Source organism: Alcanivorax sp. DSM 26293 (assembly GCF_900107995.1).
GTDB lineage: Bacteria > Pseudomonadota > Gammaproteobacteria > Pseudomonadales > Alcanivoracaceae > Alcanivorax.
Genome location: NZ_FNUM01000002.1, coordinates 333,241 through 346,227, shown reverse-complemented (window position 1 = coordinate 346,227; position 12,987 = coordinate 333,241). Strand labels below are relative to the sequence as shown.

Genomic DNA, 12,987 nt, shown 5'->3' with positions numbered 1-12,987 from the left:
CATCGCCCGCCGCTACATTGTGCGCGCCTTATTCACCCAAAGGGGAAAACCGTGGAATTGCTGTGCCTGGACCTGGAAGGGGTGTTGATCCCCGAAATCTGGATCAACTTTGCGGAAAAGACCGGTATTGACGAGCTTCGAGCCACCACCCGGGATATTCCTGACTATGATGAGTTGATGCGGATGCGCCTGCGGCTGCTGGACGAGCACGGCTATGGCCTGCCGGATATTCAGGCGGTTATTGATACCCTGGAGCCTCTGGAAGGTGCCAGGGAGTTTGTCGAGTGGGCTCGCGAGAACTTCCAGCTGATCATTCTTTCCGACACCTTCTACGAGTTCGCCAGGCCGCTGATGAAGAAGCTTGGCTGGCCGACCCTGTTCTGCCATCGCCTGGAAGTGGACGGCAATGGCCGGATCACCGACTATAAATTGCGCCAGAAAGACCCCAAACGGGCATCCATCAAGGCATTTCATTCCCTGAATTACCACTGTATCGCGGCAGGTGATTCCTACAACGATACCACCATGCTGTCAGAAGCGGAGCAGGGGATCCTGTTTCATGCTCCCGACAATGTGATAGCCGAATTTCCCCAGTTCCCTGCCGTGCACAGCTATGAGGACCTGAAGAAGGAAATCGTCAAGGCCAGCCCCCGCGATATCCCGCTGTAACACCGCGGCCTTGGCCAGGATGGTAGAGTCAAAAAAGCCGCGCCCAGAATTGGGCGCGGCTTTTTTTCGAGGGCTGAATGCAACGGTGCTTTCTAGAGAAATCGTTCCTCCAGTGCCCCCATCAGCTTGGCGACCTTAAAGCGGCTTTCCTCATACTCGGCCTCTGGCACGGAATCGAACACAATCCCGCCTCCGCCATGGCAGTAGAGCCTGTCACCATCGGTCTGCAGCGTGCGAATCAGGATGTTGCTGTCCAGATTGCCCTGGTTGTCCATCCAGAAGAAGCTGCCGCAATAGGCGCCGCGGGGCACGGGTTCCAGTTCGGCAATAATCTCCATGGCTCGTTTTTTGGGGGCGCCGGTAATGGAACCACCGGGAAAAGCGCCAAGCAGGGCGTCCAGGGGCGACAGGTCCTGGCGCAGGGTGCCGGTCACGGTGCTGACCAGATGCTGAACATTGCTGAAACGCCGTAACTCGAACAGGGGGTCGGCCTGGACGCTGCCCGGTTCACAGCAGATTCCCAAGTCATTACGCAGCAGATCCACAATCATCAGGTTTTCGGCCCGATCTTTCGGGTTGGACAGCAGTTCCGCACCGAACGCCTGGTCTTCCTCAGGGGTTGCCCCCCGTGGCCGCGATCCCTTGATCGGTTCGGTCACTACCTGCCTGTCGCGGATGGACAAGAACCGTTCAGGCGAGACACCGAATACCTGGTTATCACCCGCATCAAAGTAACAACTGTGCGGGGCAGGGTGGGCGTCCCGCAATCCCAACCAGGCAACCAGGGGGTTCCCCGTGAACTTGGTGCAGAAGCGCTGGGACAGATTGACCTGGTAGCAGTCCCCGGCGGACAGGTAGTCCTTGATCTGACTCAGGCTATGCAGATATTGCTCCCGGCGCTGCTCTTCCCGAAAGGCTCCACAGAGGCTGAACTGGCCTTTGAGAGCGGCATCTGAACCGCTTAAGGCCGTTGGCAATTCCCGGTAAAGGTGGATCACTGCAGGCATCACCGAAGGGGCAGACTCACCACTCTCGGTCACGGCGGACGTTGCGCTAACCTCTCTTAACCAGGCGCCGGCCTCATAGGGCAGAATGCCGGCAGCAAAAAGAAACCCGTCCGCCAGCGCCTCTTGAGTGTCAGCCACACAGCGCATGAGTTCCGCCTTGTTGTTGGCAGTTAACGTCAGATCCGGTTGCTGGAGCGCGACCAGACCGTCTGTGCTATTAAAGAGGCAGCTCGGTGTCATTGCGGTAACCCGGTGAAGGAGCGAGCTAGTCTACCTGCCATGGTCGGACTTGCCCAACCTTGTTACCGCGCGTAACAGGTAGACTTATTGTTTTTCATTGTTTACATGCGTTCATGGCTGTGACGGTGGTTCCAAAAACAATATTAGCGAATAAAAACAGAGAGATACGGGTTTTTTCTAGAAGTCACAACTTTTGTAACGGGAACATTTGTTTTTGTAACTGTTGTGTTAACTTAGAGGCGTGCCCTGACAAGCGTGGCACCCGAACGATTACAACAAAACGTTGTGCACACGAGGAGATTACAATGAAATTCAAGAAGCTTGCTCTGGCGGCCGCCGTTGCAGCCCTTCCGGCTACCGGTTTTTCCATGGAAGCCATGGAAGATAGCGCGCTGTCCGGTGTAACTGGTCAGGATGGTATTAGTATTGGCCTATCTTTGAATGCAACGCTGGATGTGGGTATTGAAGATACCGATGGTCTTGGTGCGCCCTCTACCAATTCCGGTTTGATTATCATGGATAATGTGGGTTTGGCAGGCGATATTTCAATTGAAGTTGACGCAGCCAGTACCGCCAGTGGTGGGGGTGTGCTTGAAGTCGGTGTTTCCATTCCTACCCTGACAATTCAGACGGGTGATTTGTATGTTGGCCAGGGTACGGACGGTTCTGATGTGAGTGCGGGCCTGACTAACCTTGGCACTGAAGTAGCGGCGGTTTCAGCGGGTGACCCGTTGCTCGATAGTGTTAGTCTTACCCTGAATGACGTGGATCTCACCATTCAGCTGGGTAGTGAAGCAAGCAACTTCTTGTCTCTCGCAACGACTTCAGTTCTTGATATTGATATCGGTACCCTCAATGACGGTACTGACAACCTTACACTGCGCGACCAAAGCGCAAGTGGTGGCGGCGCTCTGATTGCTGATCAAGTTGCCATTCGTAATGTCGATGTAAACGGTATCACTGGTTCCATTACGAATGCCGGGCTCGCAATTGCAACTAATTCGGCACTGTCAGGTATCGATGTTGCCATGATGGGCCTGGCCCTTGGTGCAGATGACGGGACTGCTCCCGCAATTGGTAATGTATACATTACTGGTCTGGATTTGTCTGGCCAGACAATTACGATCTCTGGCCATTAATCTCCAGCTTGATCTCGTTAAAGCCCGGCCTCGGCCGGGCTTTTTTATGAGTCAACCATTGGCCGAATCGCATCCATTGGTTGTCAGAATAGGTGGTTGCCTGCCTACGGGTACATGGTTAACATGTCTGCCTATGTTAGAAACAAACAATAACAATAATAGCGGATAACTTGCCATGCTGACGTCCATGCTGGGTGTAGCGCTGATCTACTTTGCGGCCAACGAGTCGGTTGTGGTGGAGCCCCCTGAAAAAGGCGTGATCTACTACGAGCACCCGACTGGTGCCGGTCCTCTCCGTGAGCGGGGGTTACCCGTCAAACCGGTTTCCGAATTCCGTTATCACAATGTCACACGCCAGGCGTACGATTATTCCTGCGGCTCCGCCGCCTTGACCACCGTGTTGAATCAATATCTTGGGCGCCAGTTCCAGGAGCGGCAGATCATGGAGGGGCTTCTGCGGTTTGGCGAAACCGAGAAGATTGTCCAGCGGCGAGGCTTTTCGTTATTGGATATGAAACGATTGGCAACGGCTTTGGGTCACCCCAGTGGTGGTTTCAAGGCGGAAATGAAAGACATTAAAACGCTGGACCACCCCGCCATCGTGCCTATCGCCTATGGGGGCTTCAAGCACTTCGTCGTTTTGAAGAAATACCAGAATGGCCATGTGTTTGTGGCTGATCCTGCACTGGGAAATATCAGTTTTACCGAATCCAAATTCCTTGAGGTCTGGGACCAGAACGTCCTCTTTATTGTCTTCCCCAATGGCTTTGAGCCTCAGGATGGTCTGGAATTAACAGATTACGACCTCCGTTTGCTCGACGAGCGGACTGTCAATCGGTTGGCGTTCCAGGAGTTTCCTGTATTCACCAATACCATTGAGAACTGGGCTGACAAAGCCAGCACGCTTCGCCGAGTATTGATTGAGGAACAGGATGGCACAGAGAGGGTCATCAATGTGCCAACCCGTACCTATTTCAGAAAATAAGAGCCTGCAGTGGCAAATAACAAACAGAATAAAGGAAGGCTTTGCATGAACATGAAGTCTGGAAAAGTGGCAGCCCTGGCTGCTCTTCTGCTTGCCCAGCCCGTTGCCTGGGCGGCTGAAAGCGTTGAGGAAGCGCGTGATGCCCTGCAGACCAAAGAAGACGATGTAACCGAAGAAAAGAACCTGGAAGAGGTGTTTCAGGCCGCAGAGAAACAGTACTCCCTGCTGCCCAGTGGCCAGATGTCGCTGAATTTCTCTGCCAACTATAATTATTTCCGTGATGACCGTATTGATATCGCTCTGGACGAAGACAGCGGTGACATCAGCCGGTTTCGCATTGAACAGGACGCCCAGCATTCCTTCGGCTCGTCCTTGTCCTTTGACTACGGGATCTGGAACAACCTGACCTTCAATACCCGCCTGCCGGTTTCCTACAAATATGACACCGAAAAAGATGTGTCCCAGGCTGCCCTGGGTGATGTTTCCTTCGGTTTGCGTTATCAGCCTTTCCCGGTGCGACCGGGTGCGGTTAACACCACCCTTTACACCACATTGACCACTCCTACCGGTGACAGTCCATACGAGATCAACGTCAATAGTGAGGTGTCCAGTGGCTCCGGCTTCTATTCCCTGGGCGGTGGCGTGAGTATGAGCAAGGTTGTTGATCCGGTCGTACTCTACGGTTCCTTGGGCTACACCATGGCCTTTGATGTGTCCGGGTTGAATCAGCCGAGAGGGCGTTCTGATCTAAAAGAGGTGCAACCGGGTGACAGCATAAACTTCTCTCTGGGGTTGGCCTATGCTTTGTCTTATGAAGTTTCACTGAGTGCCAGTTACCAGCAATCTTATAATTTCACCACGGATTTTATTTTCGAAGACAAAGACGGGAACAAAATAATTGCTCCATCTGAAGACTCCACCTCCAGTGTGGTAAACACCTCCATTGGCCTGCGTACTTCCAAGAACCGAATCATTAATTTCAGTTTCGGCTTCGGTCTCACCGAAGACTCTCCCGATGTGTTGCTTGGGTTGTCAATGCCGATTGATTTCAGTGCTCTGAAACCCGGTGCCTAAGCCGACATTTGCAGTTGTGAGAGGCATGCCATGAAAAATAACAAGAAGGCGTTGGTCTTTGGCCTGGTGGCTCTGCTGGGTGGGGCGTTTGCAACGAGTGTCAACGCCCAGCTGGCGAACAACCTGGCGATTGATGTGCGGGCCATGAGCATGGGCCACGCAGTCACGGCCGATCCACCGGGGATTATGGCTATTCACTTTAACCCGGCGGGTCTTGCCAAACTGGATGGTCGCAGGGTTGATTTGCAGTTCCTCGCTGCGGACTTCAGCTTGAACTCGGAGTTCTCCGCGCCACCGGACTATAACGTTTTCGGCTTTTCCGATGATCCGGTGGTTTGTAATGATGCCCCCAATGATGGTGTGGATTTCTGTCGGGATTTTAAAACCGCGAACAGTACTATTGAGGGGATTTCTCTCTATGTCCCCTTTATTAACGATACCGTGGATCTGCCGCCGGGGCCGTTGATTGCCGGCCCGTTGCCGGCATTTTCCATTCGCCCTGCAGGCTCCAAATTTACCTTCGGCACAGCCACGTATTTGCCCATGGCGGCCGGTTTTTATCGCGATGAAGATGACGTCGGTAACTTCATGGGGGAAAGGGTTGCCCTGGAGCGTATTACCTATCTTTCCCCATCGGTGGGCTACCGGGTGAATGATGAGCTTTCGATCGGTGCCTCCATCGGCATGAGTTTTCAGGCGGTTGCACTGGAGCAGGATTTTCGTGCTCCCAACGAGCTTTTGGGCTTTGCACGAGTGCTGGATGAAAGCATCTGTGCTCCCTTCAAAGGGGAATCAAATATTGCTCTCGATCTGATCCTGTTCGGGATCTGTCGCCCGGAGGAAGGCCTGGGTCCGTTCAAGAATCTGGCATCCCTGGACGTCAAAATGGATCAGCGGTTCAGTCCCTCTTACAACCTGGGTGTTCTGTGGGAGCCTAATGACCGGTTTGCCTGGGGGGCCGTATGGCGCTCAGCGGCCAAGACGCATATGCGCGGTGATTACAAAATCAGCTACTCCAATGCTGCCCAGGAAACCATTAATGGTATTGGGAGTTCTGCCACCGGTGCCATTGCCCTGGCGGTGCTTGGAATTCCTTCTCGTGTTGCGCCAGAGGAAGTGGGCCGAGTCAGCATGGATTTGACCATGCCGGCGTCATTTCAGACCGGCATCAAAATTCGCCCCACCGAAAGACTGCAGTTTAATATCGATGCGGTCTGGGCGGATTACAAAGAGTGGGATTCCTTCGAGTTTGCCTTTGACCGCAGCTCAGCGGTGCTTAGTCTGGCGCGTCTGTTTTCACCGGGTTCTACCTCAACGCGTTTAAATTATCCGCTGAACTACCAGTCCACGTGGAATCTGGCGTTTGGTGCTTCCTATGATCTCACCGGTCGTATCCAGCTTCGTGCCGGCTACGAGCCGCGGGCGTCGGCCATTCCTGAGGACCGTCGCAGCCCGCTGGTGCCGATCAACGAGGCCAAATACTACAGCCTCGGCCTTGGCTACAAATGGGATAAGGATACGGATATCGACCTGGGGATTGCCCAGCTTCGCAGCGAGGATGAAATCCCGGCGAATTCAAGCTGTGCGGCAAACTGTACGGGTATCGACAATGTGGTGTACAACCCCTATGCAGGGCTGGATATCAAAACCGAAGCGACAGTCACGATTATGGGGCTGGCGTTCAGAACCCGTTTCTAATATTGCATACAACGAACGCTGCCAGGTTGGCTTGCGAGGAGTCCTGCAGAATCATCATGGGTGCATGCAGTCGTGGAGAACAGAAGAAGATGCAGGGTGATGGCGTGAAACCAATACTGCATACCTTTGCATTGGTAATGACCTTTTGCCTGCTTCTTTCTGCCTGCCAAAGCAACCCGGGGCAGGGTGAGTTTTACGTTTACACGGATGCCCAGGGGAACCTGGTTACCATTGAAAAGCCCCTGTCGGAGCAAGCCGCGGAAGAGGCCAAGGAAGACAGTGTTGAAACTGTCGACACTATCGACACTATCGACACATCCGGTGGTGATTTGCTGTCTGCACCCCTTGAGGATTACCGGCCCAGTGAAGAGATTGACCAGGAGCTTGCAGCGAAAGAGCGAGACCGCTTCATCACCTATATGGATGAAAGCGGCCAGCTAGTGAGCCGTCCGGTGGATATGGTGGCAGAGAAAGAAGCCAAAAACCGGGTTGAGCCTGACTATGCGGAATTATCCGGCGGCGATGGGTTCCTGGAAACCTATCGGACGATAAGGCAGGATTGCTGCCTGCACTTGCTTGACGAAAGCGAAACCCTTGGCGCCGGGCAGGAAATACTGATTACGTTTGCCCCGGACAGTCCGGTCTTGCTTGGTGATCAGCCATTCAAGGCCAAGGCGCTTAAGTTTGCCGAAGATGTGAACAGTCTTGATCTGAAGGCATTTATCCGGAAAAAAGACTATGTGGCTGCCCAGCTTCTCTGGCTGGATGAGCAGGGGCGGCCACTGCTTCTTGTCGATCAACCGTTCAGTCGAAAATACCCGGAGACCTGGTACCGTTACGGCTATCTGCAAGGAACCTTTCCGCGTGAATCCGGTCAACGCCACTTGGTGGTTTTCCTGCCTTATCAACAAGAACAGCCAAGCACTGATGGGTTGCAGGCAGTACTGAACGGCGAGTTGCTGCTATCCGCCCAATGAATTCAGTCGGGGCCTTCCCGGCTTGAGATGACAGGTAAAGAATTATGCGACATCTAACATTAATGGCTTTTGCTGCCCTGGCGCTGGCTGGCTGTAATGGCGGCGAGGATTTTTCTGATGCTACGGTTCCGGGGTGTCCGCTAGGGGCTACCTGTAACATCAACCCTCGTGGGGAATCTCTGGTCGAGCTACAGGGTCCCAGAGTTGCCAACTTGGGCTACCGATGTGGCAGCTCTAACGGCTTCACTAGGGGCAGTGACACCCCCATTGGTGATATCGAGGTGCCCGCATACCATGCATTGTGTCCGGCAAGCTCACGCTCTATCGAGTTTTATATCGGGAACGGAGTATTCGAGGGGAATCGTGTGACTTTAGGGGAATATGTATTCCCTCTTGAGCAACGTAAAGAGCTTTATCAGGTAACGATAGCCGATTTGCTGGATCCGCCTCGACGGTTGGCCGTTCAGGAGGGGCAGCTGGGCACAGCAAGCTCCGTATTGAATCGCTCGGCCTTGCTTCATGCTCTCAACGAACAGGGCAATGACTCTGACGAAGCCATCATTATTCCAGGAGAGCCCGATGAGAATGGGGATGATGGCGATCCGAATACTATCATTGATGCTCAGCCGCAATTGATTCCTGCGGATGGCTTTGCATACTCTGATTATGCTGCATTCAAGGATGCCTGGCAGGGATTGATTGATAACGTTAATGCGAGCCAGTTGTACAACGTGGATGGTTTTGACCCTTCCAGTACCGAGTCATACCAGGAAAATGTCGAGTTCGCCAATGACCGCACACGTTCCGGTCTTTACGCCCTCAGCGTTTCAGAGGAATGCATACTTCAAGGGGTTGAACTTGAAGCGTGTGACTATGGTGGGGCGCCCGGCACGAATATTTCTCTATCATTGAATGCATTGGTTTTACCAGACGGTCAAATCCTTGGTGGTGGACTGGGTCTTAGAGCTACAAGTCAGCAAGATAGCACATTTGATTATGTGGGTTTCAGATCCAATGCCAGCTTGTCAGATTTGCTTGAGTTTCAAGAGCAGGGGGCGCCTTCAAATTTGTTTGTCGGCCTTTTGGGCCGTGGTATCGGCGATGCCGATGAACTTGATACCGTTGCAGATCTCTCTGGTCGATTCCTTGCCAGTGGGCTTTATTCTGGTGTAACGGTTGAAGGCCGCAGTGATTTCAATCTGGATTTCCCCAGTGGCGTTGAGCCGCTGGCAGACTCGGAAAAAGGCAAGGTGACGGGTACTCTGCTTACCCAGAATCTGGCCGATGATAAACCTTTGCCGTTTCGGGCAAGCAAAACTGCCGTTGTTCAAGCCAGACCTGATGGTTCCATTGTCTCAGATCTTGTGGGAGTTTATACACTTCGTCTGATGCGTGCCTGTGTCGGTGAAGATGATGACGATGCGGTATGCTCAGAAATTCCCAGCCCTGATGACGACAGTCCGGAAGAGAACGAGGAAGTTACCCCGGTCTCCTGTGATCGCAATGGCGAAAACTGCTTTGTTGCTGGTAATTATCAGCAAACAGGCGATGGCCCGACGGATGAGCGTATTCGTCTTGATGAAGGTCTCGGGCCAGATGGCCCGGTTGGCGAGTTCTGTTTATCAGTCAAGAGCGATGGTTTTATTGAAGTTGGAACCTGGAACCAAGCCAAGGATAGCTGCCAGCTCAGTAACCATGATGTGGGCTTTGTGACGCGTACTTTTGAGACCCCTAGAAGTGCCAATGTGTCATTGATGTTGGCCCCCGGTCTTGACGTTCGAAGCGCTATTCCTCACTACAATACGGCGATTGAAGGTCGAATTGATTTGAGGGAAGAGGCTGATGAATGTGCGCCAATGTACCGACTGGGTGACGAAAATTTCGAAATCGGTCTTCGTGCAAAGTGGGTAGAGCAGAGCTATCTTCCCCTCATAATGCGGGAAGAGACGTTCCAGGATCCCCCCACTGAGTTAGAGAGTAAGGTTTTTAACTCACTGACCGTGGGCGCCGTGCAATTCTTCAAGGGAGCCCCTGGCGACCAGAACTGTGACCCAATGGCGCCTTAGACTTAACGCTAATTGTCAACAATGCCTCTTGAAACATCCTGTTTAGGGGCGTAAAGTCCAGCCCGGTTGTTCAGATTGTCAACAATCGGGCTGTTTTATGTCTGTTGCTTCCCCGGGCTCCTTGCCTGAAAACACTCGCACACTGGCAGATCGGGTCTTCGCCCGGCTCCAGGACGATATTGTGCGTGGGGAAATCCTGCCTGGTTCCAAGGTCAGCGAAACCGAGCTGGCCAGCCGCTATGGCGTCAGCCGCGGCCCCCTTCGTGAAGCGATACGCCGCCTGGAATCCCGCAAATTGCTTGAAAGAGTGGTGCATGTGGGGACTCGCGTGGCCTCCCTCAGCGTCAACGACCTGATCGAAATCTACCATGTGCGCGAAGCCCTGGAAGGCATGGCTGCCAGGCTGGCCGCCGAGCACATGACCGCTGAGGAAGTACGTGGCCTCTATGATGTGCTGGCCCAGCATGAGCAGCAGCAGGATCTGCGCGAAGATGTGGCTTATTTTCAGCGCGAAGGGGACCTGGATTTTCACTATCGCATTATCCAGGGCAGCCACAATGCCACGCTAAGCCAACTGCTGATCGGGGAGCTGTATCACCTGGTGCGTATGTACCGCTATCAGTTCAGCACCGTGGCTAATCGACCCCAGAAAGCCCTCAATGAACACCGCCGAATCGTAGAAGCCATCGAGGCCCGGGATGCGGAAATGGCCGAGCTGTTAATGCGTCGCCATATCAGCAGTGCGCGCAAGAATATCGAAAACCAGTACACCACACCGGCTAATACCCCGTAGGAGCCATGCCCGCATGGCGAACGTAGTTCGTTTGGAAACAAGCTCCCTGGGCTCATAACGAGGAGATTTACCATGAGCAAACTCACCGCCGGCGGTCGTTTCCGCAAGGCACTGGCCGAAGAAAAACCGCTGCAAGTGATGGGCACCATCAACGCCTATGCGGCAATGATGGCAGAGCAGACCGGTTACCGGGCTATTTACCTGTCAGGCGGTGGCGTGGCGAATGCCAGCTACGGCATGCCGGATCTGGGCATGACCAGCATGAATGACGTGCTGGAAGACGTGCGCCGCATCTCCAGTGCCGTGGAAACCCCGTTGCTGGTGGATATCGATACCGGTTGGGGTGGGGCGTTCAATATCTCCCGTACCGTCAAGGAAATGATCAAGGCCGGCGCTGGCGCGGTGCACCTGGAAGACCAGGTGGCCCAGAAGCGTTGTGGGCACCGTCCGAACAAGGAAATTGTTTCCCAGGAAGAAATGGTTGACCGAGTCAAGGCGGCCGTAGACGGCAAGACCGATGATGATTTTTTCATCATTGCCCGTACCGACGCCTTCCAGAAAGATGGCCTGGAGGCGGCCATCGAGCGTTCCAGAGCCTGTATTGATGCCGGAGCAGACGGCATCTTTGCTGAGGCTGTGCACACCCTGGAAGATTACAAGGCCTTCAAGAAAGGGCTTGGGGATGTGCCCCTGTTGGCCAATATCACTGAATTTGGTGCGACGCCACTCTTCACCCGCGAAGAGCTGGCAGAGGCTGGCGCCGACATGATCCTGTATCCGCTGAGTGCCTTCCGTGCCATGAACCAGGCGGCGTTGAAGGTGTACCAGAGCATCCGCGAGCAGGGTCATCAGAAGGATGTGGTAGACATCATGCAGACACGTATGGAACTGTACGATTTCCTGAACTACCACGATTACGAACAGAAGCTGGATGCGCTCTTCGCCAAAGGCAAGGGCTGAGAGATTTTATCTGGGAGCGGCTTGAAAGACGTTCCCACAGAGCAGAATTCGTATTGCTGAAAATGAGTTTCACAAGGAGATAAACAATGGCAGAAGGCAAAAAACTCGGTGGCGCAGGCCTGCGCGGCCAGGTAGCAGGTAAAACCGCACTCTCCACCGTTGGCAAGAGTGGCTCGGGGCTGACCTACCGTGGTTATGATGTGAAAGATCTTGCCGAGAACTGCGAGTTCGAGGAAGTGGCACACCTGATCCTGAAAGGGGAGCTGCCTACCCAGGATCAGCTGGCCACCTACAAGGCCAAGTTGAAAAGCCTGCGCGGTCTGCCTGATGCGCTGAAAACTGTTCTGGAGCAAATCCCCAAGGATGCGCACCCCATGGATGTGATGCGCACCGGCTGCTCCATGCTGGGTAATCTGGAAACGGAAACCGATTTCAGTCAGCAGGAAGATGCCACCGACCGTCTGCTGGCCGCTTTCCCCAGCATCATCTGCTACTGGTACCGTTTCAGCCACGATGGCGTGAAAATCGATCCGGAAACTGACGACGAGTCCATTGGCGCCCACTTCCTGCATCTTCTGCGCGGCGAAAAGCCCAACGAGCTGCACGAGCGGGTAATGAACGTATCTCTGATTCTCTATGCAGAGCATGAGTTCAACGCGTCTACCTTCACTGCCCGTGTTTGTGCATCCACCCTGAGCGATTTGCACAGCTGTGTCACCGGTGCCATCGGTTCTTTGCGGGGTCCGTTGCATGGCGGCGCCAACGAAGCGGCCATGGACATGATCGAGAAGTTTTCCGATGCGGAGCATGCCGAGAAAGAAATGATGGGCATGCTGGAGCGCAAGGAAAAGATCATGGGCTTCGGCCACGCGATCTACACCGAATCCGATCCGCGGAATGCCATCATCAAGCAATGGTCCGAAAAGCTGGCCAAGGATGTGGGCGATACGGTGCTGTATCCGGTATCCGTGCGTTGTGAAGAAGTTATGTGGCGCGAGAAGAAACTGTTCTGCAACGCGGATTTTTTCCATGCATCTGCGTATCACTTCATGGGCATTCCCACCAAACTGTTCACCCCTATCTTCGTGATGAGCCGTCTGACTGGCTGGGCCGCCCACGTGTTCGAGCAACGTGCCGATAACCGCATCATCCGTCCCAGTGCGGAGTACACCGGTCCGGAACTGCGCAAGGTAACCCCGATCGCCGAGCGCGGCTGATTGACCGCGCCGGGCGTCTGATGTCGGACGCCCGGCGCTCAAGCCGATGCGGATCGAGGTGGCTTGATTGTCAACATTCGATACCCATTTGAGCGCAGCAGAAATTGTTTAAAGCGTCTGACGTGCGACTGTAAGACGTCCCCAGGATTGACTAAAGAGTCC

The 12,987-nt window shown here is 53.9% G+C and carries 11 protein-coding genes; 10 read left to right on the top strand and 1 reads right to left on the bottom strand.

Translation table 11 applies throughout. The annotated features are described in order from the left end of the window. Nucleotides 1-51 precede the first annotated feature (51 nt). The gene (gene thrH, locus C4S63_RS05120; RefSeq protein WP_063509563.1) at nucleotides 52-669 is read left to right on the top strand and encodes a bifunctional phosphoserine phosphatase/homoserine phosphotransferase ThrH; all 618 of its coding nucleotides are present in this window, start codon (nucleotides 52-54) and stop codon (nucleotides 667-669) included. Between the two features lie 92 nt (nucleotides 670-761). Here the strand turns inward: thrH and pabB are convergent, their stop codons facing one another. After that, on the bottom strand, nucleotides 762-1,916 hold the full coding sequence (gene pabB / locus C4S63_RS05115; protein ID WP_103916910.1) for an aminodeoxychorismate synthase component I: 1,155 nt from the start codon (nucleotides 1,914-1,916) through the stop codon (nucleotides 762-764). Nucleotides 1,917-2,221: 305 nt separating this feature from the next. On the opposite strand from pabB, the gene C4S63_RS05110 reads away from it, so the two are divergent. The 9 genes from C4S63_RS05110 to prpC all read left to right on the top strand — a co-directional run bounded on the left by C4S63_RS05110 (nucleotide 2,222) and on the right by prpC (nucleotide 12,825). Continuing rightward, entirely contained in the window at nucleotides 2,222-3,055 is an 834-nt protein-coding gene (locus tag C4S63_RS05110; RefSeq protein WP_103916909.1) for a DUF6160 family protein, read from the top strand. A gap of 175 nt (nucleotides 3,056-3,230) precedes the next feature. Next, on the top strand, nucleotides 3,231-4,040 hold the full coding sequence (locus C4S63_RS05105; RefSeq protein ID WP_103916908.1) for a C39 family peptidase: 810 nt from the start codon (nucleotides 3,231-3,233) through the stop codon (nucleotides 4,038-4,040). A gap of 45 nt (nucleotides 4,041-4,085) precedes the next feature. After that, nucleotides 4,086-5,114 (top strand): transporter, encoded by a 1,029-nt coding sequence (locus C4S63_RS05100; RefSeq protein WP_103916907.1) that lies wholly within the window; start codon nucleotides 4,086-4,088, stop codon nucleotides 5,112-5,114. Between the two features lie 30 nt (nucleotides 5,115-5,144). After that, complete coding sequence (locus tag C4S63_RS05095) at nucleotides 5,145-6,812, top strand: OmpP1/FadL family transporter (protein WP_103916906.1); 1,668 nt, start codon at nucleotides 5,145-5,147, stop codon at nucleotides 6,810-6,812. A 56-nt stretch (nucleotides 6,813-6,868) separates the two neighbouring features. After that, entirely contained in the window at nucleotides 6,869-7,789 is a 921-nt protein-coding gene (locus C4S63_RS05090) for a hypothetical protein (RefSeq protein WP_146063355.1), read from the top strand. Between the two features lie 365 nt (nucleotides 7,790-8,154). Next, on the top strand, nucleotides 8,155-9,855 hold the full coding sequence (locus C4S63_RS17260; protein WP_146063354.1) for a hypothetical protein: 1,701 nt from the start codon (nucleotides 8,155-8,157) through the stop codon (nucleotides 9,853-9,855). A 97-nt stretch (nucleotides 9,856-9,952) separates the two neighbouring features. Further along, nucleotides 9,953-10,648, top strand: coding sequence for a GntR family transcriptional regulator (locus tag C4S63_RS05065; protein WP_103916900.1), 696 nt, complete (start codon nucleotides 9,953-9,955; stop codon nucleotides 10,646-10,648). A 72-nt stretch (nucleotides 10,649-10,720) separates the two neighbouring features. Next, complete coding sequence (prpB, locus tag C4S63_RS05060; protein ID WP_103916899.1) at nucleotides 10,721-11,608, top strand: methylisocitrate lyase; 888 nt, start codon at nucleotides 10,721-10,723, stop codon at nucleotides 11,606-11,608. Between the two features lie 86 nt (nucleotides 11,609-11,694). Continuing rightward, nucleotides 11,695-12,825: a 2-methylcitrate synthase gene (gene prpC / locus C4S63_RS05055; RefSeq protein ID WP_062816067.1), complete on the top strand. Its 1,131-nt coding sequence runs from the start codon at nucleotides 11,695-11,697 to the stop codon at nucleotides 12,823-12,825. Nucleotides 12,826-12,987: the final 162 nt, after the last annotated feature.

Bases quoted from the DNA above. Each gene is read 5' to 3' on its own strand.
- pabB (WP_103916910.1), bottom strand. From the start codon at position 1,916: ATGACACCGAGCTGCCTCTTTAATAGCACAGACGGTCTGGTCGCGCTC.
- C4S63_RS05110 (WP_103916909.1), top strand. From the start codon at position 2,222: ATGAAATTCAAGAAGCTTGCTCTGGCGGCCGCCGTTGCAGCCCTTCCG.
- C4S63_RS05105 (WP_103916908.1), top strand. From the start codon at position 3,231: ATGCTGACGTCCATGCTGGGTGTAGCGCTGATCTACTTTGCGGCCAAC.
- C4S63_RS05100 (WP_103916907.1), top strand. From the start codon at position 4,086: ATGAACATGAAGTCTGGAAAAGTGGCAGCCCTGGCTGCTCTTCTGCTT.
- C4S63_RS05095 (WP_103916906.1), top strand. From the start codon at position 5,145: ATGAAAAATAACAAGAAGGCGTTGGTCTTTGGCCTGGTGGCTCTGCTG.
- C4S63_RS05090 (WP_146063355.1), top strand. From the start codon at position 6,869: ATGGGTGCATGCAGTCGTGGAGAACAGAAGAAGATGCAGGGTGATGGC.
- C4S63_RS05065 (WP_103916900.1), top strand. From the start codon at position 9,953: ATGTCTGTTGCTTCCCCGGGCTCCTTGCCTGAAAACACTCGCACACTG.
- prpB (WP_103916899.1), top strand. From the start codon at position 10,721: ATGAGCAAACTCACCGCCGGCGGTCGTTTCCGCAAGGCACTGGCCGAA.
- prpC (WP_062816067.1), top strand. From the start codon at position 11,695: ATGGCAGAAGGCAAAAAACTCGGTGGCGCAGGCCTGCGCGGCCAGGTA.